18 protein-coding genes are annotated in these 22,219 nt (G+C 46.9%); 2 read left to right on the top strand and 16 right to left on the bottom strand.

What is annotated here, in order from left to right; translation table 11 throughout:
- Positions 1-3 precede the first annotated feature (3 nt).
- From ACL9RM_RS16600 to ACL9RM_RS16665, 14 genes are all read right to left on the bottom strand, one after another.
- Positions 4-1,017: an ABC transporter permease gene (locus tag ACL9RM_RS16600; protein WP_250266697.1), complete on the bottom strand. Its 1,014-nt coding sequence runs from the start codon at positions 1,015-1,017 to the stop codon at positions 4-6.
- A gap of 444 nt (positions 1,018-1,461) precedes the next feature.
- Positions 1,462-1,878 carry a cupredoxin domain-containing protein gene (locus ACL9RM_RS16605; RefSeq protein ID WP_250266698.1) on the bottom strand — a complete coding sequence of 139 codons (417 nt, stop codon included), beginning with the start codon at positions 1,876-1,878 and terminating at the stop codon, positions 1,462-1,464.
- A 90-nt stretch (positions 1,879-1,968) separates the two neighbouring features.
- A complete protein-coding gene (cydC, locus tag ACL9RM_RS16610; RefSeq protein WP_414126410.1) occupies positions 1,969-3,735 on the bottom strand; it encodes a thiol reductant ABC exporter subunit CydC in 1,767 nt (588 codons plus the stop codon).
- The gene (cydD, locus tag ACL9RM_RS16615; RefSeq protein WP_250266700.1) at positions 3,716-5,476 is read right to left on the bottom strand and encodes a thiol reductant ABC exporter subunit CydD; all 1,761 of its coding nucleotides are present in this window, start codon (positions 5,474-5,476) and stop codon (positions 3,716-3,718) included. The genes cydC and cydD overlap by 20 nt, the downstream gene beginning before the upstream one ends.
- Positions 5,476-6,489 carry a cytochrome d ubiquinol oxidase subunit II gene (gene cydB / locus ACL9RM_RS16620; RefSeq protein ID WP_061828918.1) on the bottom strand — a complete coding sequence of 338 codons (1,014 nt, stop codon included), beginning with the start codon at positions 6,487-6,489 and terminating at the stop codon, positions 5,476-5,478. Before cydB ends, cydD begins: the two co-directional genes overlap by 1 nt.
- Positions 6,476-7,882, bottom strand: a complete 1,407-nt coding sequence (locus ACL9RM_RS16625; protein WP_061828919.1) for a cytochrome ubiquinol oxidase subunit I — start codon at positions 7,880-7,882, stop codon at positions 6,476-6,478. Before ACL9RM_RS16625 ends, cydB begins: the two co-directional genes overlap by 14 nt.
- 403 nt (positions 7,883-8,285) lie before the next feature.
- Entirely contained in the window at positions 8,286-9,944 is a 1,659-nt protein-coding gene (locus tag ACL9RM_RS16630; RefSeq protein WP_250266701.1) for a response regulator transcription factor, read from the bottom strand.
- Complete coding sequence (locus tag ACL9RM_RS16635; RefSeq protein WP_165179320.1) at positions 9,937-11,727, bottom strand: cache domain-containing sensor histidine kinase; 1,791 nt, start codon at positions 11,725-11,727, stop codon at positions 9,937-9,939. Before ACL9RM_RS16635 ends, ACL9RM_RS16630 begins: the two co-directional genes overlap by 8 nt.
- Positions 11,728-11,889: 162 nt before the next feature.
- Positions 11,890-12,471: a peptide deformylase gene (gene def, locus ACL9RM_RS16640; protein WP_165179319.1), complete on the bottom strand. Its 582-nt coding sequence runs from the start codon at positions 12,469-12,471 to the stop codon at positions 11,890-11,892.
- A 299-nt stretch (positions 12,472-12,770) separates the two neighbouring features.
- Positions 12,771-13,745 (bottom strand): polysaccharide pyruvyl transferase family protein, encoded by a 975-nt coding sequence (locus ACL9RM_RS16645; protein WP_023990345.1) that lies wholly within the window; start codon positions 13,743-13,745, stop codon positions 12,771-12,773.
- The gene (locus ACL9RM_RS16650) at positions 13,720-15,099 is read right to left on the bottom strand and encodes a lipopolysaccharide biosynthesis protein (protein WP_023990346.1); all 1,380 of its coding nucleotides are present in this window, start codon (positions 15,097-15,099) and stop codon (positions 13,720-13,722) included. Before ACL9RM_RS16650 ends, ACL9RM_RS16645 begins: the two co-directional genes overlap by 26 nt.
- A 72-nt stretch (positions 15,100-15,171) precedes the next feature.
- Positions 15,172-16,125 (bottom strand): glycosyltransferase family 2 protein, encoded by a 954-nt coding sequence (locus ACL9RM_RS16655; protein WP_254329508.1) that lies wholly within the window; start codon positions 16,123-16,125, stop codon positions 15,172-15,174.
- 39 nt (positions 16,126-16,164) lie between these two features.
- The gene (locus ACL9RM_RS16660) at positions 16,165-17,106 is read right to left on the bottom strand and encodes a glycosyltransferase family 2 protein (protein ID WP_235309915.1); all 942 of its coding nucleotides are present in this window, start codon (positions 17,104-17,106) and stop codon (positions 16,165-16,167) included.
- A gap of 204 nt (positions 17,107-17,310) precedes the next feature.
- Entirely contained in the window at positions 17,311-18,111 is an 801-nt protein-coding gene (locus ACL9RM_RS16665) for a DUF1836 domain-containing protein (protein WP_250266703.1), read from the bottom strand.
- A gap of 206 nt (positions 18,112-18,317) precedes the next feature.
- Here ACL9RM_RS16665 and ACL9RM_RS16670 point away from each other — a divergent pair, with 206 nt between their 5' ends.
- Entirely contained in the window at positions 18,318-19,706 is a 1,389-nt protein-coding gene (locus ACL9RM_RS16670; protein WP_196765432.1) for a hemolysin family protein, read from the top strand.
- Positions 19,707-19,833: 127 nt separating this feature from the next.
- Positions 19,834-20,631: an undecaprenyl-diphosphate phosphatase gene (bacA, locus tag ACL9RM_RS16675; RefSeq protein ID WP_081112421.1), complete on the top strand. Its 798-nt coding sequence runs from the start codon at positions 19,834-19,836 to the stop codon at positions 20,629-20,631.
- Between the two features lie 134 nt (positions 20,632-20,765).
- On the opposite strand, the gene ACL9RM_RS16680 is transcribed toward bacA, so the two are convergent.
- Complete coding sequence (locus tag ACL9RM_RS16680) at positions 20,766-21,092, bottom strand: thioredoxin family protein (protein ID WP_025721930.1); 327 nt, start codon at positions 21,090-21,092, stop codon at positions 20,766-20,768.
- A gap of 210 nt (positions 21,093-21,302) precedes the next feature.
- Positions 21,303-22,214 (bottom strand): aldo/keto reductase, encoded by a 912-nt coding sequence (locus tag ACL9RM_RS16685; RefSeq protein WP_250266704.1) that lies wholly within the window; start codon positions 22,212-22,214, stop codon positions 21,303-21,305.
- Positions 22,215-22,219: the final 5 nt, after the last annotated feature.

Here is a 22,219-nt window from a genome sequence, read left to right on the forward strand (position 1 = left end):
TCCCTACATAATGCTTTCTTTAGTTAGTTTTTTGAATATACCGTTCGCCGTAAACAACAGCAGAATGCTAACCAGCGAGTTGAAAATACCAATTGCCGTCCCATAAGAGAAGCGACCCAAATTAATCCCATAATTGAGCGCGTACAGATCCAGCACCTCGGAATAATCCGTCACGAGACTATTGCCAAGCAAGAATTGCTTTTCAAAACCGTTGCTCACCAGATGTCCAATCGCCATAATGAACAGAACGGCAATCGTCGAGCGGATACCCGGCAGTGTTATATGCCACATCTGTCTCCAGCGGCCCGCTCCATCCACGCGTGATGCTTCATACTGTTCCTGATCAATTCCGGTGATTGCAGCTAAATAAATAATCGTATTCCAGCCCGTCTCTTTCCAGATGTCGGAAGCGGTTACAATGTACCAGAACCAGCTCCCCTTTGCCATGAACTGAATCGGTTCATCCACAATATGAAGCGCTACCAATATATCGTTGACAATGCCTCCGTCAATGGACAGCATCTTGGTGACCAAACCGGCTACAACTACCCAGGATACAAAATGCGGGAGGTAGGATATTGTCTGCACAAACCGTTTGAACAGCATAGCGCGCAGCTCATTTAACAGAATTGCAAAGAAGATCGGTACGACAAAACCAAATATAATCCCCATCAGGCTCATCGCTAGCGTATTGCGTAATACCAGATAAAATCGTTCATCCTGAAATAGCTCAATAAAGTTATTCAGCCCTACCCATTTCTGGTCCGAAAAAGATTTGGCTGGCTTATAATTTTGAAACGCCATCGTCCAGCCCCAGAGTGGAAGATAGCTGAAAACAAACACCCATATGACGAAAGGAATAGACATAAAATAAAGATACTTTTGCTGCTTCACACTGTCCCACAAGCCTTTTCTACCACGTTCAGGCTTCGGGCCGCGAGCCTTGCGCGGTCTTCCCCGGTTGGATTCAGGAATCACAGCTCCATTACTGGAAGCGGTTTCAGTTGAAGATCCCATAACAAGCTCCTCCTCATCTCTAGATACTATTATCATACTTTGCTGGCTTGAAAGCGGGTACCCGACGAATTAGGAGAAAAATCAGTTCAAAATTAGATATATGGGATGAAAAAAATTACATTCGTACCACTACGCATGCGGATGGTGCTTCCCTCGCTGTTGTCCCCGGATTTCTTGAATAAGCAACCAAAGGTAGAAATCCGGGGACAAAGGCGACCGCTTCGCTTGTCCAGCACCATTCCGCCTGCTCCGTTCTTATGTAAATTTTCTGAGAGAAGTCTTGTAAAAAACAAAAGATCAGCAATGTAAGCTGATCAGTGGTAAAGGATAATGCATATTGCACCACAGGTGGATGATGGTATATACAGACTGTCGCAATTAACCTAATTGATTAAAGGAAAAAAATAGCTTTCTAGCATCAATGTGCTAGAAAGCTATTTTGATTTATTTTACCGTGATCGTCCCAAAGTACATGTACATGCCACAATTATACTCATATACCCCCGGCTTCAAGTCCTTGACGGTAAAATAATTATTTTCGTGATCCAGGTAAACGTCCATTCCGATCTTCAACGACTGCACTTCATCAATGCAAGTAAAGGATGTCATTTTCTTGAAATTGATTTTGGTTGGAACGCCAGCTTTCACTTCAATATTTTTAGGATAGAAACCGTCCCCTTTTACACCCACTGTAACAATCTCATATTTGATCTTGTCGGGCTCTTCCTGAGCTTGTTTAGGTTGACTGGCCGGAAACGACGACACGCTCCCTTGAAAATAAAACAAGACAAACCCGCCCATACTCAGGGCTACAAAACCAATCAGCATCAAATGCCAATGCTTAGAGATAAGTGCTTTCATTCATATCAGCCCCTCCAGTTGAGTGTCTACACGTGACGCATCAACTCTAACCAGTATATAAAAGTTAATCAAAATTTTAAATACCTCATTTCACAGGCTCGGATGATCCAGCTCATACAGGCTGCGGTATCGGGACTGCTCCTGCCACAGCTGTTCATGGCTTCCTCGCATGGAAATGACCCCTTTTTCCATAAAGATCACCTCGTCCATATGCTCCATCCCCGTCAGATGATGCGTGATCCAGATGAGCGTTTTACCCTCCAGCACTCGAAACATCGTCTGCATGAGCTCATGCTCTGTCAGCGGGTCAAGCCCCACTGTCGGCTCATCCAGTAAAACAATCGGGTGATTTTGCAGCAAAATCCGCGCCAGTGCAATTCGCTGTTTTTCTCCACCGGAAAAACGAAGACCTGTCTCCTGCATTCGGGTATCGTAGCCCTCCGGCAAAGAATCAATCAGGGCTCCAAGCCCTACCTGCTCTGTTACTGCACGAACCTCATCCAGCGTAGCATCGGGTCGTCCCAGCCGAATATTGTTCGCTACCGTTGTATCGAATAAATACGGCTGTTGGTTTAGCACTGCAAATAGACTGGAGTATGCTCCACCTGTGTATACGGGAATCCCTGCGACAGTGACGCTACCTTCATCAGGCTGCAATGCTCCCTGAATCAGGTTCAGTAGCGTGGACTTGCCCGCACCACTGCGGCCAAGCAATGCAACCTTGCCCCCCTGCGGTACGTGCAGGGAGATATTACGCACGTTCCATTCCTGCGTTGCCGCATAGCGGTAGCTTACGTTGTTCAGCAGCAGGTCTCCTCCGTGGCCCAATCGCATAGCGGTAGCCTGTTCCTCTAGAGTGTCTGCTGTTCCACCTGCTCCAGGTGTAGGTGTGTCTTTCTCCGAATCCTTTAATCGTCGAAGTGAATCCTGATACTCCGGCGCATGAACCACCGCTTCTCCAGCGCGAACGAAGGCATCCAGCAATGGAAAAGCCACAAGGGCAAAGGATGCCAGCCATGTGGCTTCTATACGATTCTGTGCTACCAGTCCTCCGGCCCACATAGTCATAATCACAACCCCGCCACCTACAACGCATTGTGCGATCCAATGAGAACGCCACTCGCTCCGGCGAAGTGAATTTTCCATTACGGCAGCCCTATTGTGCCGTTGTGTAAAGGTGCTCAGGAAATGCCCAGTCCGTCCGCTCAGCACCAGATCACTCATGCCGAACAGAGCATCCGTTAGCTCCTGATAGGCTTTACTCCGTTCCTGCTTAAACACTCGCCGTTTGGCGAGTGAGGTCCATAGTGAGATAGCTGGGGCAATAAAAAGCAAAAATCCACCATATAGTGCCATGAGCAAGGCAAAGGTTCCGTCCATCCGTCCAAGCGCCCAGATGCCTGCTGCATAAATTAGCAAAGCCGATAGCGCAGGCAAAACTAGCTTCAAATAGATGTTTTGAAGCTGCTCAATATCCTCTGCCAGCAGTCCCAAGAGGTCCCCTGTACGGAATTTGCTGCGAATCATCAGCGCCTGCGGTTCCACTGCCCGATATAAGCGTACCCGCATACGGGACACAAGGCGCAGTGCGGCATCATGTCCTACCAAGCGCTCCAGGTACTGAATAACCGCTTTACTAAAGCCAAATGTTCGCACAAGCACAATTGGAACGTACACCATTAATATATTTTCCGGTTTTAAGGCCGAACGGGTAATCAGATGACCGGACGTAAAGAGCAACGCGCCCGCACATCCAATGGCCAATGCACCCAAAAGAGCAGCTACCAGAAAGGCCCAAAAATATTGTCTCAGATACGTCACAAACCAGCCTTGTCTGCTATTGTCCGTTACTCTCATATCGTCCGTTCCCTCCTTCCGACATCCCCGTCAGCAATCGGTAATATGCCCCCTTACGGGCAATCAATTGTTGATGGGAACCTACTTCTTCCAGACGACCTTGATTCATCATCCAGACACAGTCCATATCTGGCATCCAATGTAGCCGGTGGGTGGCAAGAAACACTCTTTTGTGTTTCAAAACCGATAAAATCGTCTGTTTTAGCTCCCACTCTGTCTCAATATCCAGATGCGCCGTAGGCTCATCCAATAAAATGACCGGACGGTTACTGAGCAATGCCCGCGCCAATGCAATCCGCTGCGCCTGCCCTCCGCTCAGTGTCCTACCCGCTTCACCAATGGGCTCATTCATTCCACCCGGAAGACCGTCTACCAGTTCACGCAGTCCAACCGCGTCAATCGCCCACTCTACCTGCTGGTTGGATGCCTCCGGTTCATAAAAGCGAATATTATCTGCCAAAGATGCGCTAAACAGGTATGGATGCTGTGGAATATACGCAATATGCCGTTGCCATTCAGTTTTGGCTTCCCCAGCCAATCCGCATCCATTCAGGAGTAGCTCGCCTGAAGTCGGATCAGCAAAGCCGCCAAGCAGACTAAGCAGCGTCGTTTTACCTGCACCGCTAGCTCCCACGATGCCGATCATGTTCATGTGCGGTTCAACATGTGCAGACACATGTTCAAGCCGGGCCGAACCGTCTTCATTCAGGAGGCACACGTCAGACAGCTCAAGAATGTCCTGTCCCGTGATGTCCAATCCTTTATCGTTAGCTGCCTGTTTATTCGGCTTAGTCGCATCATCCTCTGTACTGAGAATGGAGCGCATTGCTCCCCAAGCCTCCTTACCATCCAGTGAAGCATGATAGTCTGATCCCAACTGGCGTATAGGCATAAAATATTCTGGCGCCAAAATAAGCACCGCCAGCGCTGCCTCCAAACCCACCGAGCCACTAATCAGGCGCAACCCCAAGCCTACCGCGACAAAAGCGACCGATAGCATACTAAAAAAATCAAGGGCAAATGAGGAAAGAAACGCTACCCGCAGCGTGCGCATCGTTGTCGTGCGGTATTGGTCGCTGACCTTCCCAACCGTTTCCCCATGCTCTTGGCTACGACCCAAAAACCTTAGTGTCTGAAGTCCACGCAGCGAATCCGTGAAATGGTGAGATAACAGACGATAGGAACGCCACTGCTTGTCTGCCTGCTTCCGCGCCGCCAAGCCAAGCAAAATAAAAAAGCCTACCAGGATTGGCATCGTAGTCGTCAAAATCACACCTGAAATGACATCCAATGTGAAAACATACACAAGCACAAGTATAGTTACAGCCATCATGTCAATCATACGAGGAATGGACAGTTCCAAATACGTGCGAAAACGATCCATGCCGTCCAGCGCTAGCGTCACCAACTTGCCGCTACCTTCCCGCGCTGCAAAACCCGGCCCCCGTTCGAACAAACGTGCAAGCAGACGCTCCCGTAAGGAAGCGCCTGAAGCTTCAGCAAAACGGCCTGCTGTCCGGCGTTGCAGCCAGATCGCCGTATGCCTCGTTGCAAAAGCTGCGAAAAACAACGCCAGCGAAGGCCAAGCCATCAGCAGCGGATTTTTATCAAATAAAATCGTAATAGCCTTTGCCAAGAAGACTGCTTGTGCAATCACTGCGGCCCCCTGGAGCAGGGAAAGGGCAGCCAGTAGCAGCATCACTGGCCGAATGCCCTTTAATTCAAACCATGCCTTATCCATTAGTATTCCAAATGATCCTTCTCACTGAGACGCTTATGGAAAACAAAATAGCTCCATGCCTGATAAGCCAACACAAAGGGTAAAAGCGTTGCTGCAACAATCGTCATGGCTTTCAGTGTGTAATGACTGGAGCTTGCATTATAAATCGTTAAATCAAAAGCACTGTTAATCGAGCTCACCATAAATCTTGGGAACAAACCGACGAATAACGATACGAAGGTCAGTAAAATCACTGCACCTGTCATCCCGAAGGCCCATCCTTCACGGCGCTGCTTCAGGAAGTACCATGTCAGCACATAGGCGACAATTCCCACCGCAACCGCAGCATACATAAAGGGACCGCGACGTGCAAATAAATCCGTTGCAAAATAAGTCCATACCACCATGCCCGCGAGTAAAATGCCCAATACCGGAAGAAACTTGGACGCAATCACACGCGCGCGATCCCGTACTTCTCCAATCGTCCGCAGGGAAATAAACGTCAGTCCGTGCATTAGACACATTCCGACCACTGTCAGTCCAATCCATACGGTGTATCCATTGAATACATCGGAAAATCCAGCTTTCAAATCCATGTTTTGCTGAATAGGTACACCTTTCACCAAAGCCGCAAAAGCCATACCGAACAGCATCGGCGGTAGAAAGCTGCCAATCAGAATGCAGGCATCCCACGTTCCTGTCCACCATTTCCCTTCAGCCTTGCCGCGGAACTCAAAAGAAACTCCACGCAAGATCAAACCTAGCAAAATAAAGACAAATACCAGATAATATCCGCTGAACATGGTTGCATAAAAATGCGGGAATGCGGCAAACATCGCACCTGCTGCTGTAATCAGCCACACTTCGTTGGCATCCCAGAATGGACCAATCGTATTGATCATCAAACGTTTTTGTTGGTCATTACGCGGCACCAATCCTGTGGCCATTCCTACGCCAAAATCAAAGCCTTCCAGAAAAAAGAAGCCAGTAAACAGCACAGCAATCAATAGGAACCATAAATCATTTAGCGACAATGGTGTCACCCCCTTGAGCAAAAGGATCATGAATTACCGTTTGTTGATACGGCTCAATATCTGGACCTTTGCGAGCCGTACGGTAAAACAAAAACGCCAGCACACCTGTTAAAATTAAATACAATGTGGTAAATGAGATGAACGAGAACAACACTTCTCCAGCCACAACAGTAGGCGAAACAGAATCTTTCGTTTGAAGCAGACCAAATACAGTCCACGGTTGGCGACCTATTTCAGTCATGATCCAACCTGAAGTATTCCCAATGAATGGAAGGGATATCCCCCATATCATAAGACGGAAGAACCAGCGATGTGAACCTTCCAACTTTTTACGGAACGTCAGGTAAGCTCCGTATAAAGCGAGTGCAATCATGCCACATCCCGCCGCAATCATAATGCGGAAGCTCCAGAACGTGGTTCTTACTGGCGGGATATAATCTCCCGGACCATAGGTTTTCTCATATTCTGCCTGAAGCTCATTCATACCAGGCACAGAGCCGGTAAATTTACTATAGGATAGAAAACTCAAAGCAAAAGGAACTTTAATCTCAAAGGTATTTTCCTTTTTTCCAGGATCAATCCATGCGATAACTGTCCAAGGAGCGGGGTCACCGCTGTTCTCCCATAAGCCCTCACTGGCAGCCATCTTCATCGGTTGTGTTTTCACTAAATATTGAGCCTGACCATGACCAAACAAAGGGATAGCTATGGCGCTGATTAAGGCAACAATAATGCTCAATTTGAAAGAAGGTTTAAAAAAGTCCATATTCTTTTTTTGCATCAGCTTCCATGCACTGATACCCGCGATCAGAAATGCTCCTGTCGCAAAAGCAGCAAACAGCGTATGCGGAAATTCCCATAGCAGTTGTTCGTTCGTTAGCAGAGCGGCAAAATCTTTCATTTCTGCACGTCCATTTTGAATCTCATATCCTACGGGACGCTGCATGAATGAATTAGCAGCTAGAATCCACAATGCCGATAACATCGTACCGATTGATACCAACCACATACAGATTAAATGGACCGTTTTGGACAATCTTTCCCAACCGAATACCCATAATCCGATAAACGTCGATTCCAGGAAAAATGCAAGCAATGCTTCAATCGCCAGCGGCGTACCGAATACATCACCGACAAAACGGGAAAAGTCCGACCAGTTCATCCCGAACTGGAATTCTTGCAAAATCCCGGTGACGACGCCCAGTGCAAAGTTAATCAGCAGAAACGTTCCCCAGAATTGCGCCATTTTTTTGTACAAGTCATTTTTCTTGATAACATACATCGTCTCCATAATTGCCACTAATAACGACAATCCAATAGAGATCGGCACATAAACAAAGTGAAGAATCGTTGTGGTTGCAAACTGCAACCGTGCCAAATCCAATACGTCCATGATGTTGCTCCCCCCTGCACTTCTCTTAACAATGATTTATAGTATTTATAATCTGAAGTCTTCTCCATTTGTGATAGTATTCACATTCTTACATATGCAGCGGTCACTTTTTAGAAAATGACTCACTCCATACCTTCACCATGGTTGTCATGATCCGGCTTCAGATTTATCCCCATTATATAGAATAAATTTAAATGAAATAGAATCGAAAATGTGAACATCGTGTCAAAGCTGTGTCATAATGGTGGCGATTTGATGAAAACGCCCTAAACTCCATAACAAATGTGACATTTTCGATTGATCTATCCATTTTTTCACCATAAAAAAAGAGTCTCTCTTCGTTCGAAGGTTATACCTCCGACATCTGCAAGAGAGACTTCATAGCGTTAAACCTAGGAATCTATCAACCGCCATCTGTTCCTCCGTTCTTTTGAACCCGATTACGGTAGGAGGAAGGTGACATTCCAGCATACTTTTTAAATTTACTATGAAAATAATCTGCATTCGCATATCCCACGCGTTCCGCCACCTGGTGTACCTTAATTCCTTGTGCAAGCAATTCCCTTGCTCGCTCAATCCTCACCTTATCCAGGTAGGCATTAAAGGCCTCGCCAGTATGACTTTTGAACAGTTTGCCCAAATAGCCACTATTGTAATTGAACATATCTGCCAGTAACTCCAGTCGCAAATTTTCATCATAATGACTATGTATAAAGTCAATCATTTGTTTCATGATGATGCCCTTGCCACCAGATTCTGTCTGGCCAATCCATTGCAACACATGCTCCAGCGAGTGATCCACCAGCTCGCCCAATGTGGAATAAGCATATACATCGGTTATAAAGCTGGAGTGCTCCTCCAGCACGGTTCTGCTGTGATCCTGTCCGGCTGCATACTTGTTCAACGCCAGTGTGAATGTTTGGGCGAACGCCGCCTTGATTGCAGATTCTGAGCGATAAATCCGTGGAAATTGGTCTTCCATTTCCTTAATGACACGGGTTGCAGCTTCACTATTAGCCATATCTAGCGCATAGTACAGCTTTTCTGCATAACGTAGGGGATCATTTGTAGCACGATCAGACGCTCCACTCATTTCAGTCTCAACTGTCTCCAATTCGTGCAGGTCTCCGGAAAGCATGACTCTTTCTGCCCGGAACAAAAACGTACGTTCTAACAATCGTAGTGCCTGCTCAAAAGATCTGGGAATTTCGTTAAGAATGGATACAGGATCACCGGCAGCCACATAAATTTCCGTTGCCCACGGCTTTAGCTCCTGTCGCCAAGTAGCCAGTAACTGAACAGCATCTTTCTCCGTTTTTAACGTGGCGGGAAGCAAAAGACCCATATATATTCCAGCCTCAAACACGATACCTCTGCCCTGCTCATGGCACAATTCCGTTAGCCGTTGCTTTGCTGCCGACTGCCGAGCTTGCCGATCCCAGTCAGAAATACGTAAATCCAGCAGAATAACCTGATAGCTACTCCAGTCCAACGCTGGTAACGCGGGCTGTTGTCCATGTTTTCCGGTACCGCTTTGATGTTCAGCTTGCTCGGATGCTTTGTGCAGAGAATCGCTGCTTTCTACGGCATTACGAGCATGCTCTCGATGAACCGGAAACAATAATGCTTCGATCCAATTACGCTCATGGGAAGGCGTACTTCCCCATTTGCCGTCTTCTTTCTCGTCCTCAATGTTTTGCCATACCCGTTTCAACTCTGTCGTCATTTCTTCCTCATCAACTGGCTTCAGTAGATAGCCATCTACCCCGAAGCCCATGGCTTGCCGTGCATAATCAAAGTCTGCATATCCGCTTAATATGAGAAAATGAAACGGCTCTCCGTTCTTTTCACGTATGCTTCGTATGACCTCCAGTCCACTCATCCCGGGCATACGAATATCTACAATGACCAGCTCCGGCCGATGCTCTCCGAACTTATCCAGAGCCTCGCGTCCGTTCCCTGCCGTATCGACAATACGGAAGCCACAATTCCCCCAGTCAATAATAGAGGACAATCCTTCACGAATCGCAGGCTCATCATCTACAATCATTGCTTTATACATTTGACTCTTCCTCCCTTGGTATGGAAAAGTATACGGTTGTTCCTACTTGTAATGCGCTTTCAATATGCAGTCCATAACGTTCGCCGTACATCAATGTCAGACGTTGATGTACATTACGCAGGCCAATACTGCTCCCTTCCGGCTCATCCGCCCCCCTGATCCGATCTAGCAGACGGGTCAGTTGCCCAGCTTCCATGCCGATCCCGTCATCTTCTACTTTAATTTTCAACTCTCTTTGTTCTATTGTAATATCTACCTTCACGGTAACTGGCTCTTCCTTATTTTCCAGGCCATGAATGACTGCATTTTCCACCAGCGGTTGTATGATTAAGGGAGGAATCGACATGTCCGTCGCGCTTTCTTCCAAATTCACTTCATAGATCAAACGATTTCCAAATCTGAACTGCTGAATTTGCAAATAGGATCGCACCATATCCAGCTCCTGTAGTACCGTCGTTTTACCACTGCCAATCTCCAGATTCCGGCGCATCAGCCTGCCAAGCAAACGCACCGTCGTTGCAATTTCCGCTTCCCCATTCAGATGTGCTTTCATTCGAATGGACTCTAACGCATTAAACAGAAAGTGCGGATTAATCTGGCTGGCCATCATTTTTAGCTTGATATCCTTTTGTGCCAATTCCAGCCTGTTGTTGTGCTCACTCGTCTCATAGACCTGCGCCATGAGTTGGCGAATACTACTCACCATATAGTTGAAACGGCGGGATAAATCCCCGATCTCGTCCTTTCCCTCCACACTCGATACCACATGAAAATCGCCCGCGGCTACCTTACCCAGCTCATAGCTCAACCGCTGTAGTCGTTTGGTAATCAGCCAAGAAATGATGGTGATTAGAATCAGTGCCATAACCAGCACTGCAAGAACACATAAAGCACCAATCAGGCTGATTCGGTTGGCTCCCTGTACAATATGCTCCGTCGAAAACACTGAAATAATCGTAAATCCGCTCACACTGGAGGCGGGCAGCAGCTCATCCACGATGATGTTGGAGGGCACTCCGTTGATTTTCGCTTCATATATTCCCTTACCCGCACGTTGGACGTCAAAGCCCAAATGTAAATCGCTCAACGTTTGGCCCACCGACTGTGGACGAGTAGCTGCGACCACAATCCCGTTACGATCCGTAATCAATGTTTCAAAAGGCTCCTTGCTCAGCATATGATTCAACTCGGTCTGGCTCAGCGATATCATCAGAACTCCCTTGGTATTGTATTCAGGAAATGGAATTTGCCGTACCAGGCTCAGGCGATTAACCGGATTATCTTCCTTATCCTGAATGTAAAACCAGTTAATCGCCGTCCCCTTCAAAGCCATCTGAAACCACGGCTGCCGCTCAATGTTAGAGTCCACTGGAATAAACTCCAGATTATTGACAAGCGTCGGATTGTACGAATAGAACCGGATGGTAGCAACTTCTCTATATTGCTGAGTATACTCATTAAAATCCTTGTATTGATGATACGCATTCATCAGCTCTACCATACCCGGATACCGTCGGTTCGCCATCTCCCTCAGCCTTTTATCGAACATGAGCCCATTTGAAATATCCGTTGGCACACGCAGTAAATTTGCCGTCTGGCTCTTGATCTTTTCCACATTGTTTACCGTCTGGGCAATTGCACTATTCAATGCCTGCTCTCGCAAATAAAAAGTAACGCAACCGCCCACCACCAGCACCGGGATCATGACAATCAGTACGTAGGAGAACAGCAGCTTATTCCGCATACGCATATTATTCATCAAAAGCCGTACTCCACGATTCATGCCATCCCTCCCATAAGATAAGCGCTTACATTTTTATGTATTTTCACATTCTCTATCACAATCTACACGTTTCTAGTTTAAAGCTTCGTAACCTCTATATCTATATTTTTGTAAAATTTAAAAATGTGGCGAACGGAGTCACCACACTTTACAATTCCTAAACTATTTACGTACAAAAGGTTCGATATGCACTCCCTGCGGCAGCTTGTGCGGATCTTCCGGGTTGATACGGTCATAGAACATAATGCCGTCCAAATGGTCCATTTCATGCTGCACGACAACCGCTGCATAACCTTTGAAAGTCAATAGCTCCTGTGTTCCGTCTGGTAAAGTGGCCTTAATACGAATTTTTTCGTAACGCGGTACATATCCGGCTACGTACCGATCTACAGACAAGCACCCCTCTCCCTGTTCCAAATAAATCATGGACGTGGAGTGACTGACCAGCTTCGGATTAAACAATGCATACTCTACCGTTTTGTCCCCATCTTCATAATAAATAGCGCACATTCTTTTGTTCAAACCAACCTGGTTGGCGGATAGCCCCACACCCGGGCGTAGATCATAGCGAGTGGCCAGCTCTTCATTTTGGCTATTTTTCAGATAATCCAGCATCCATTGCATCTGTTGCAGGTCCTCTTCAGACAGCGGCAGGCATACCGGCTCAACCTTTGTGCGCAAAATCGGTTCCCCTTCACGCACGATATCCTTCGTGAGAAGCATGTCCATCGATTGATTACTCATTCGTCAGCCTCGATTCATTTAAATAAATATACTTTCATGTTATTCTGCAAAAGTTAGGGAGTTCCCAATATTCCTACAAGTTTTATCCCATAAATTATATCTATTCATGAAATGAATTGTCAAAATGAAGCGGTATTTAAGCCATTAAATATTCATTGCCTTAATGGTTTATCTAATTAACAATTATACTGATGCTCTATATATCCTTAAACGAAAAACCCCCTTAACCAATGAAGTGGTCAGGAGATTTTTTGCCGTTATCATACCTTTGAAATTAATCTACGTATCTTTTCTTACTATTAAGATGGCTGCTCCAACGCACTTGGAGCTTCACTAAACAGCTGCGCCTTTGGATTCGGCTGTGTCCAGGTATTATAATATTGCGAGTTCTTGCCGTAGGAGTTGTCAATGACAACATGCGGCATATCAAGCAGACAGGCCAGAATGTGACCGTGCAGCCGTGAAGTGCGAACCTCTCGGTAAGAGCTGAACAGCGTAACCGCCTTGTTCATGAGATGGTCTGTGTACTTGTACCAGAATGTTCGCGTAGGCAACGGGCCACCAATTTTCTTATCCAGTCGATAAAACTTCTGGAAATAGACAATTCCCTTCACTTCCAGCGGAGTGAACAAAGTATCCCAGTCCAGCCGGTGAGCGGCATCTGCCTCGTCATCGAACTTCTTTTGTCCACCCACCGTTTCAATATCAGTCCGCAGGAAATACAATACATCCTTCACGGTTTCCGTAGTCGGCTTCAATGGCCAGAGCTGGTGTGCCATATCAGGACATAGTGTGATACTGCACTGGTTCAGCTTGTCCTTAGCCCACTGATAAGAGCGAGTATCCCGCACAAACATATGTAGATCCGGATGAGCATTGAACAAGGCAGCGACTTCATTAGCCTTCTGTTCAGATTGAAAGTGGATCGTCTGCGGCATAATCACAATTCGGTGGTTAGGGAAATCGCGAACGATGCGTTCTCGCAAATTTTGGTGATTTGAATAGAGATCGCCGAAGTTGCCGCCGCCGTGGCACACGATAATCCAGTCACCCGGAATTTGGAGCCGATCGGGAATATCCATAGCGCTATAACGGGCACGGACACGTATGCCATTATCCTTGAAGAACGCTTCAGTGCCTTTCATGATGAGTACATCCCCACCGTTATTATAGACGGGATAATCGACATAAATGATATTCGAACCTTGGGGGACTACGTCGAGAATGACGCTCAGCTTATTTTTCAGTTTAGCCATGGGATGCAAATTCGGCATCTTTCAGTTCTCCCTTCCTGCGCTTCTTTTGTATAGTCTGAATGACAAATGTAATATCACTTTTATCAAAAATGATCCGTGATAGCGGAACATTGAAAAACATCGGGAATGAGAACAGTGAGAACGCCAATCGTACACAAGCGCCTACAAGCAAAGCAATCGCAATGCCGTCCAGACCGAAGATCGGTGTACAAATAAAAAATAGACCGACGGTGATCGCATAGGCTACAATTTGCCGGAACAATACCAGTCCCGGACGTCCCAGCGCGTTAAAGGCCGAAGCCAGAATCCATGAGCCGCCACCAATGATACATTCCAGTGACAGCAGATAGAACGTTAGCGATGCTTCCAGGAAAGCGGGGCCGTACAGCAAACCCAGCATGTATCGTCCAATGAAGAGAGCAGGCACAATGACGATTAGCATCGCAGCCATAGAGATGCGAAAAGCACGTCCTACCGTTTCGACAATCTTGCTATGCTCCATCCCCGTCACTTTTGGAAAGGTAACGTTAGTGACGGCATTTTGCACCACATTGAACACACGAGACAAGGCGTAGACGACAGAGTACAGGCCGAACGCTTTGGGTGATAGCAGCGCCACTATAACGATTTTGTCCGTTTGTGTAGACAGCGTCCCCATCAGCTCCATCCCGTAAACCCTCGCTCCATAGCTATAATAAGGACGAAGCACTTGGCGGCTGGTAAATGGACGGAAAGCACGCACATTCATATACTTGCGCAAACGGAGGAACGCCCACACTAGTGCAAGGAAACTCGCGGCAAAATTCACTGCCCCAGCCAGCTGCACATTGAGCAAGCCCATCAGCCACAGTGTCACCAGACCGATGAAATTCAGTAACGGGTAGTAAAACAACAGACCATTATATACGCTAAACCGATCCAGTCCTTGCGACAATGCTGTCGTCAGCGCTGTAAGCACTGCCAGTGGTATGGCTGCCGCACAATAAAGCTGGGACAGTTGGATGATGTCCGCACCATAACCATTCAGCCACAGCGGCATGCATATCCAGGCCACAGCCCCTGCCAACAAGCTGGCAGGCAACTGAATCCAGAGCGACAACGCCAGCAGTTCTTCCGTCGTGCCTGTTTTCTTCTTGATGTTGTAAATTAACGACGTTGGTAATCCGAAGCTCAACACACTGCCGATCAGTGTAGGCCAGAACAGAACTGCCGCCAGTTCTCCTTTCCCCTCTACTCCGAGCATACGTGCGGTCAGGATGGAAGTCAGGGTCGTGACGATTAGCACAAAAAAATTGTTAAAGCTCGTGCGCATGATCGTTTTAGCGAGACTGTCACCCGTGAATACTTTCCTTGCTGCTGTCCATGTGCTCATGTTACGTCCAACTCCTGTTCCTTATTAAGCCTCTCGTCTCTATGCTCAATCGCGTCTTATGACGCACCTCCATCAGCCTACCGTTTTTTTGGAATTACGTTCAGGCAACTGTCCCCCGCCAACAGGCTCCTTCGGGCTTGAAAAGATCGCTTTCAGCGCTCTTCTATAGCCTTGAATGGCAGTATGATTTTTCTTGGGCTTTTCTCTCAAAATCTGATACAACGTCGTCCAGTATAGTGCTGCATAACCGATAGGCCCAGACCCCTCGTCACGCAGCAAATGAATATGATTCATCACCCGCATATAAGTAACCTGCTCCATATTGTCGCGTGAGGACGGCGATTCGTGATGAAGCAGCGTAAGCGCCGGGTTAATGTATAACGGACCGCTTTTCATCGCGATGCGCGAAAGTAATAAGTCCTCGCCTACGCTATAGCTTTGCAACCAAGGTACCGGCTCCAGACCGCGAATCGCTTCACGACGAAATGACATATTACAGCCATGGAAAAACTGGGTTCTAAACGTCTTCTTGGCCTTATGCCAGTTATACATCGAGCCGGACTGACCGCTGAGGGATAGCCTTCCTTTGGACAAAGACTGCTGGAATGACAGCAAGCATCGAATTGTTCCCATGAAGCTGTTACTCATTCCCTGTGCGATACCGCCGACACCAGCGGCCTGCGGGTAAGCCTCATAGGTACGCATCAACTCATTCAAATAGCTGCTCGGCAGCTCAACGTCATCGTCAAGGAACAAAATGATGTCACCCTGCGCAAGTTCAGCTGTCTTTACACGAGATAACCATAATCCCGGCTGCTCCTTACGATGATATCGGTAGGTAATTCCCGCTCTGCCCAACTGACGCTCATAACGTTCCAGCACATGTTTCGGCAGTTCTCCGTCGTCAATAATCCATAGCTCGGTTTCACATGCCTCCGGTGCTCCCCCGATGGCAATTGAATTGATGCATCGGGTCAGATCATCAACCCGATTTCGGGTGCACAGAGCAATGGACAAGCTTAACATCATACTCCCCCTTTATCCTGTCAATGTGTATAAAACGGATTACTGAACCGCCGGGCCTAAATATTCGTTATATTTTTGCTTACGCGGGTTCAGAATGAACAACACCCCCTGCTTGTATCCATCTGCGGCATTAAAATTGCGACGCAGCGTTTCTTTGAGCATCAAGTAGGATAAGGTCCATAAAAGGGCTCCATACTGAATCACTCCAGCCTTTTTCAAGGCAAGAAAATAATAGTGGTTAATCGCTGTAGCCTTGGCTACTTTGCCTGCCTTATCGCGCGAGCTTGGGGATTCATGATGAATGATGGTTAAGTCAGGATTGATAACCAATTTGCCGTAACGGCTCGCTAACTGGCACATGTACAAATCGTCAGCCACGGCATAACTGGTCATCCACGGATACGGCTTCATGTCCCGAAGCGCATCTCTCCGAAATGACATATTGCAGCCATGGAAAAATTCTGTATCGAAAACCTCCGTTGCTTCGCCCCAACGCAGCAAAGAACCTGCCAGACTACTAGGCGAGAGCTTGCCGAGGGATGGAGACATCTGAAATGTCAAAACGCCCAGCAGCTTTCCTGCCCGGCTCGAATGTAATCCCTTTGCAATCCCTCCAACACCCACAATCGTTTCATCCTGATCATAGGTATCGAGCAAGCGCCGGATATAGAGTTTATCGTCCAGTTCTGCATCATCGTCAAAATACAGCACAATATCATACCGCACAAGGGACAAGGCCTCATAGCGGGATAACCAAACGCCGGGACGACTTTTTTTATAATATTTCAAAACGCTTTGAGGCAATCCGGATACCATGTGACGGTACTGCTCGATCTGTTGGTCGGAAATATCGCCGTCATCAACAATTAGCAGTTCTACAGCCGTATGCTCCAATTGCTGCTGTACTGCAATAGATTGTATACAGCGTGTCAGGTCTTCGATCCGGTTGCGGGTACAAATGATGATGGAGACATCGGACATGCCATTACCTCCTGTGTGTGTATCCAGATGCTTTGGAAGAGATATTCAAAGTTTTTCCAATTGCTGGATTATATATGTTTATTGTATCTTTGACAGCGTTTTAGTGTATATACCTCTTTTGTATACTTTTTCAGTCTCCAAAAGGGTAGACAATCCTCTAAAAAGAGAAAAAAAATAGGATTGGCTTCTAGTGCCAATCCTGATTTACCCTTGGAAGTCCAGAAACAACGTCGCATTCACATACCGACGTGCCATGGACAAAAAATAACTATTTTGTACCGCTACTGCTGCCACCAGCAAAGTATTACGCACCGCTTCACACTGGTTAGGGGTCAAATGCTGTAAACGACTGGTGTATTGATCAGCCGCCTGAACCAGCAACTCCTCTGTCGCACTTTCTTGACGCTGCTGTCCTTTAACGGAAATTCCGTTGTCTTTTGCAAAGCCTGCTACTGCCACATCAAGCAGTTGGTCTCCGTTCGCATCCAGCTCCTCAAACAAAGTTGAATAGGCGGCGTACAAATCGACCGGCTGAATCAGATCGTCCGTATCATCTTCGGGTTGTTGGAACAGGATATGAAATAGCTGACGGATGGATTCAAAATCAAGACATGATTTTAAATCTTCTACAATGAGCAATATAGCTGCCTGGTTGACCGAGTATTTTTTGCCGATCTTCGGAGCGCCGAGAAATTCCTTGAAGTCGCGTTTGACCCAATTTTGCATAGAGGCCAGTGAGACATGGCTGTATTCGACCAGTTGACCCAGGGAAACAATCTCCTGCAGCGAAAAGGCTGCGCTATGCTTACCCTTGATGATTTTATCTAGCACAGGTGTCACGTCGGTGTATAAAAATGTCGGTATCGTGCTCCCGGAGCGGGCAAGATGGCTATGAGTGCGCCTCCAGGCGTCCTGCAGAACGGCCAAAGGCTGCAATTCGCGGCGACCTTCCATGGCCAGCAGCAAATGGGCCATATCACGACGAGTAAGGGTAAAAGACTCCATCTGCTTTCCTCCCTTTCTTGCATTTCAAGTTCATATGAACTCATCATACGCCCTCAAACTAGGCTTGTAAAGCGAAGCAATGAGCCGTGCGGGTTCTATTATGCCTTATTTTCCGTGTAAATTGGAGGTAGGTGACCTGCTACGATTCCATATGAACCTTGTATATTTTCTTTTAAGTTCTTAAAATAAGTTCAAGTGAACTTAAAATGGAGTTCCTTAAAAAATTGAACGAAAAAGGGATGAGTGAAAATTATATGGGTATAGGTGTCAGTCTATTTTTGTTTGCGGTGTTGATTTTATTTAGTGCTTTCTTCGTGGCTACCGAGTTTGCGATTATTAAAATCCGTTCCAGCCGGGTCGATCAGCTGGTCGTGGAGAACCGTAAAAACGCACTGGCGCTACAAAAAGTCGTCAATAATCTAGACGGCTACCTGTCCGCCTGTCAGCTTGGTATTACGATTACAGCGTTGGGACTCGGCTGGCTCGGTGAACCGACCGTAGTCAAACTGCTGGAGCCTCTCTTTCAACAGCTCAACATCAATGGGGATTTTTCACATATCCTGGCCTTTATTATTTCATTCGTCATTGTAACTTACCTGCACGTGGTGATCGGTGAATTGGCTCCCAAAACATTGGCAATCCGCAAGGCGGAAGCTGTCAGTCTGTTAACCTCTCCAGTTATCGTGTGGTTTAACCGGATTATGTATCCGTTTATTTGGCTCCTTAACGGCTCGGCCAATCGTCTGGTTCGTCTGTTTGGTCTTCAGCCGGCTAGTGAGCATGAAGAAGCGCACTCTCAGGAAGAAATTCAGATCATTTTGTCCGAAAGCGTGGAAAGTGGTAAGATCAATAACACCGAATATGGCTACGTAAATCGTATCTTTGCTTTTGACGAGACCGTTGCCAAAGAAATTATGGTGCCACGTACAGATATGGTATGCTTGTTTACGAATCGCTCGCTACAAGAAAACATGCTGACTATTCACGAAGAGCAGTATACCCGTTTTCCGGTGGCGACAGATAGCAAGGATCAGATCATTGGTATGATTAATACCAAACAGCTATTCCTTGAGTATGATCGCAATCCCGAGCTTGTTTTCGACAGCCTGATTCAACCGATCTTGACCGTTCCGGAAGTTATCCCCGTCAACACGCTGCTGAAACGTATGCAGAAGGAGCAGGTTCATATTGCTCTCCTGGTCGATGAATACGGTGGAACCTCCGGCCTCATTACCATTGAGGACATTTTGGAGGAGATTGTTGGCGAAATTCGGGACGAATTTGATAAGGATGAACGGAAGGAAATCGAGAAACTGACGGAGAACAGTTATTTGATGGATGGTAAAGTGATGCTTTCCGATCTGAGTGATCTGACTGGCTTGACATTGGACAATGAAGACGTGGATACTGTCGGAGGGTGGGTGTATAGCCGGGTTCCGGAACCTAGACAGGGCAAGGAATTCATAGAAGATGATGTGAAATTTATCATTCGTGAAATGGGTAAAAATCGTATTCGTCGGGTGGAGATTATTTTACACCACACATCCCCCGCATCTGAATTGGAAGCAGAATCGGACACTTCTTCCCGGGAGTGAACCGTGTGACCTGAGCGTTTATCTTTGCACTTGTGACACTTGCGTTCACTCCTACTGAAATGACATATTCCCAGGGCAGACGACTTAGGTCGTTTGCCCTGCACGCGTGTAAGGAGGAGCTAGTAAAGTGGATATTTTATCTTCTATTATTATGGGAATTATTGAAGGACTGACAGAGTTTTTGCCGGTCTCTTCGACGGGTCACATGATCCTCACGGCTAATCTTCTAGGATTAAACACAGAGAATGATACGGTCAAAACGTTTGAGGTTATCGTGCAATTAGGTGCTGTGCTGGCGGTCGTCGTATTATACTGGCGCAGATTCCTGAGTCTGTTTGATTTCAGACGCAAAATCTCAAGTCAGCCACGTCTAAACCTGTTACATATTATTTTAGCCATGATCCCTGCGGGCCTGATTGGCGTACTGTTCCGTGATGTAATCAAGCAATACCTGTTTGGTCCTGAAACGGTTTTATATAGTTTGGTGATCGGGGGCCTGCTCATGATCGCGGCTGAGAAATTCCATCCGCCTATTAGATCACATACGCTGGATGAGATCACGTACAAACAAGCATTTACCATCGGTGTGTTCCAAGTCCTAGCTCTGTGGCCAGGCTTCTCCCGTTCAGGCTCAACCATGTCTGGGGGCCTATTCGCACGTGTAAGTCATACGGCAGCCGCGGAATTTACATTCCTCGTATCAGTTCCGATCATGCTGGGTGCATCGGGTATTGATATGATCAAAAGTATGGATCATCTGTCTATGAGTGATTTTCCAGTGTTCGCGGCCGGCTTTATTACTGCCTTTATCGTCGGGATGCTGGCGATCAAAACATTCCTTGGTCTGCTCAAACGCTTGAGCCTGACTACGTTCGCCATTTACCGCTTCGTGCTGGCGGCTGTGTTCTTTTTCATTATTTTATAAGCCATTGTTTGGTACCCATAACCAATAACTAAAAAGGGATATCCATACGGTCTGAATGATCAGCCTTGGATATCCCTTTTACTATTTTGCAGAAAGGATAGATCGTACTGAACTATCCCTATCATGCGTTCTGATTATTGTTTGGATTCTAGCGTAGTCAAATATTCCGAAATTTGAGCTGGCGTTTTAGCGTATTTGCTGTGCAAATGAGCAATTTTTTCGCCATTACGGAACACGAGCAGACTCGGAATGCCGCGCACTTGATTTTCGTCGGCAATCGGCTGAAATTTCTCTGCATCAAGCGCAAAGAAACGCTTATCCGCGTTTTCCTCAATAATGCCGTCCATAAATTTATCCAGTGTCTTGCAATCCGGACACCAGGTTGTATCAAATTTCACGACAGTCAGACCGTCACCGTTAATTAAATCCTGATATTGCTGCTGAGATTCGATGCGTTCCATTCGTTGGTCCCTCCTAGAGTGTATTTATAACGTCTCCATATTCACATATGAATTATAAACCGAGGCTTATTCTTATATTGTAATGGTTCTTTTATAAATTGCAACTGGGATGGGTACATGTTCAAGCGTGTACTTCGGTTATAGACTGAAATGTAGCGTTTATAGCTAGGAGCAACAGATGAACACGCTTTTGTACCATCATTGCCCTTATCAGCGGTATTGCGCATCATAACGATTGGCTCGGCTGATTTGCTGTAGCGTCTGCCGCTCTTGTTGAGTTAGCGGTGCAATATCCGCAGCAGAAATATTATGCTCCAATTGTCCCAAAGAGCTTGCACCCGGGATCACAGCAGCGACAGTCGGATGTGAAAGACTATAACGAATCGCTGTCTGACCCATACTACGGTCCGACCCTGCAAATGCCTTTAATTGCTTACGCACATCCAGCAGCTCTGCTTCATTGTAGTCCAGATATCCCTTAGCTATCTTCCCTTCCCCTTCGTCAGCCAATACACCACTGGCCACTGGCCCACGTGCAATCACGCTAATTCCCCGCTCCTGAAGCAAAGACAGTACCTCCTCCTCTGCACGCCGATCCAGTAAACTATACTGATTCATAACACTAACGATATTCGAACGTTCAACATATTCACGGATGACATGAGGGCGAATGGAGGAAATACCATAGTAACGAATAACGCCCTCCCGCTGTAGTTGCTCAAAAGCCTCTATGGTTTCGTCCATCGGATCGTCAATCGTCCCTCCGTGCAGCTGATACAGGTCGATGTAGTCCGTTCCAAGGCGACGCAAGCTCTCTTTAACAGCAGACAGAATATATTTCTTGGATGGGTCCCATCCCCAGCCCTCCTGCCCCGATATACGCCGGTTGCCGACCTTGGTCGCCAGGATGACCTCCTGCCGCCGTCCACGGATCGCTGCACCTACGATTTCTTCATTGCGTCCGTGCTGGTACAAATCTGCCGTATCCAACAGGTTTACGCCCCTGTCTAGCGCTTCATGAATCAAGTAAACACCTTGCTGCTCCTCCGTACCGACCGACATACATCCCAAACCAATCTCACCTACCAGCAAATCGGATGATCCCAGGCGGTTTTTTTTCATTTATG

The sequence above is a fragment of the Paenibacillus sp. S29 genome (assembly GCF_049319765.1).
Lineage (GTDB): Bacteria > Bacillota > Bacilli > Paenibacillales > Paenibacillaceae > Paenibacillus > Paenibacillus polymyxa_B.

What these genes read in the sequence shown, in the direction of transcription:
- ACL9RM_RS16600 (WP_250266697.1), bottom strand. Translation starts at nt 1,017, where the DNA reads ATGGGATCTTCAACTGAAACCGCTTCCAGTAATGGAGCTGTGATTCCT.
- ACL9RM_RS16605 (WP_250266698.1), bottom strand. Translation starts at nt 1,878, where the DNA reads ATGAAAGCACTTATCTCTAAGCATTGGCATTTGATGCTGATTGGTTTT.
- cydC (WP_414126410.1), bottom strand. Translation starts at nt 3,735, where the DNA reads ATGAGAGTAACGGACAATAGCAGACAAGGCTGGTTTGTGACGTATCTG.
- cydD (WP_250266700.1), bottom strand. Translation starts at nt 5,476, where the DNA reads ATGGATAAGGCATGGTTTGAATTAAAGGGCATTCGGCCAGTGATGCTG.
- ACL9RM_RS16625 (WP_061828919.1), bottom strand. Translation starts at nt 7,882, where the DNA reads ATGGACGTATTGGATTTGGCACGGTTGCAGTTTGCAACCACAACGATT.
- ACL9RM_RS16630 (WP_250266701.1), bottom strand. Translation starts at nt 9,944, where the DNA reads ATGTATAAAGCAATGATTGTAGATGATGAGCCTGCGATTCGTGAAGGA.
- ACL9RM_RS16635 (WP_165179320.1), bottom strand. Translation starts at nt 11,727, where the DNA reads ATGAATCGTGGAGTACGGCTTTTGATGAATAATATGCGTATGCGGAAT.
- def (WP_165179319.1), bottom strand. Translation starts at nt 12,471, where the DNA reads ATGAGTAATCAATCGATGGACATGCTTCTCACGAAGGATATCGTGCGT.
- ACL9RM_RS16645 (WP_023990345.1), bottom strand. Translation starts at nt 13,745, where the DNA reads ATGCCGAATTTGCATCCCATGGCTAAACTGAAAAATAAGCTGAGCGTC.
- ACL9RM_RS16650 (WP_023990346.1), bottom strand. Translation starts at nt 15,099, where the DNA reads ATGAGCACATGGACAGCAGCAAGGAAAGTATTCACGGGTGACAGTCTC.
- ACL9RM_RS16655 (WP_254329508.1), bottom strand. Translation starts at nt 16,125, where the DNA reads ATGTTAAGCTTGTCCATTGCTCTGTGCACCCGAAATCGGGTTGATGAT.
- ACL9RM_RS16660 (WP_235309915.1), bottom strand. Translation starts at nt 17,106, where the DNA reads ATGTCCGATGTCTCCATCATCATTTGTACCCGCAACCGGATCGAAGAC.
- ACL9RM_RS16665 (WP_250266703.1), bottom strand. Translation starts at nt 18,111, where the DNA reads ATGGAGTCTTTTACCCTTACTCGTCGTGATATGGCCCATTTGCTGCTG.
- ACL9RM_RS16670 (WP_196765432.1), top strand. Translation starts at nt 18,318, where the DNA reads ATGGAGTTCCTTAAAAAATTGAACGAAAAAGGGATGAGTGAAAATTAT.
- ACL9RM_RS16680 (WP_025721930.1), bottom strand. Translation starts at nt 21,092, where the DNA reads ATGGAACGCATCGAATCTCAGCAGCAATATCAGGATTTAATTAACGGT.
- ACL9RM_RS16685 (WP_250266704.1), bottom strand. Translation starts at nt 22,214, where the DNA reads ATGAAAAAAAACCGCCTGGGATCATCCGATTTGCTGGTAGGTGAGATT.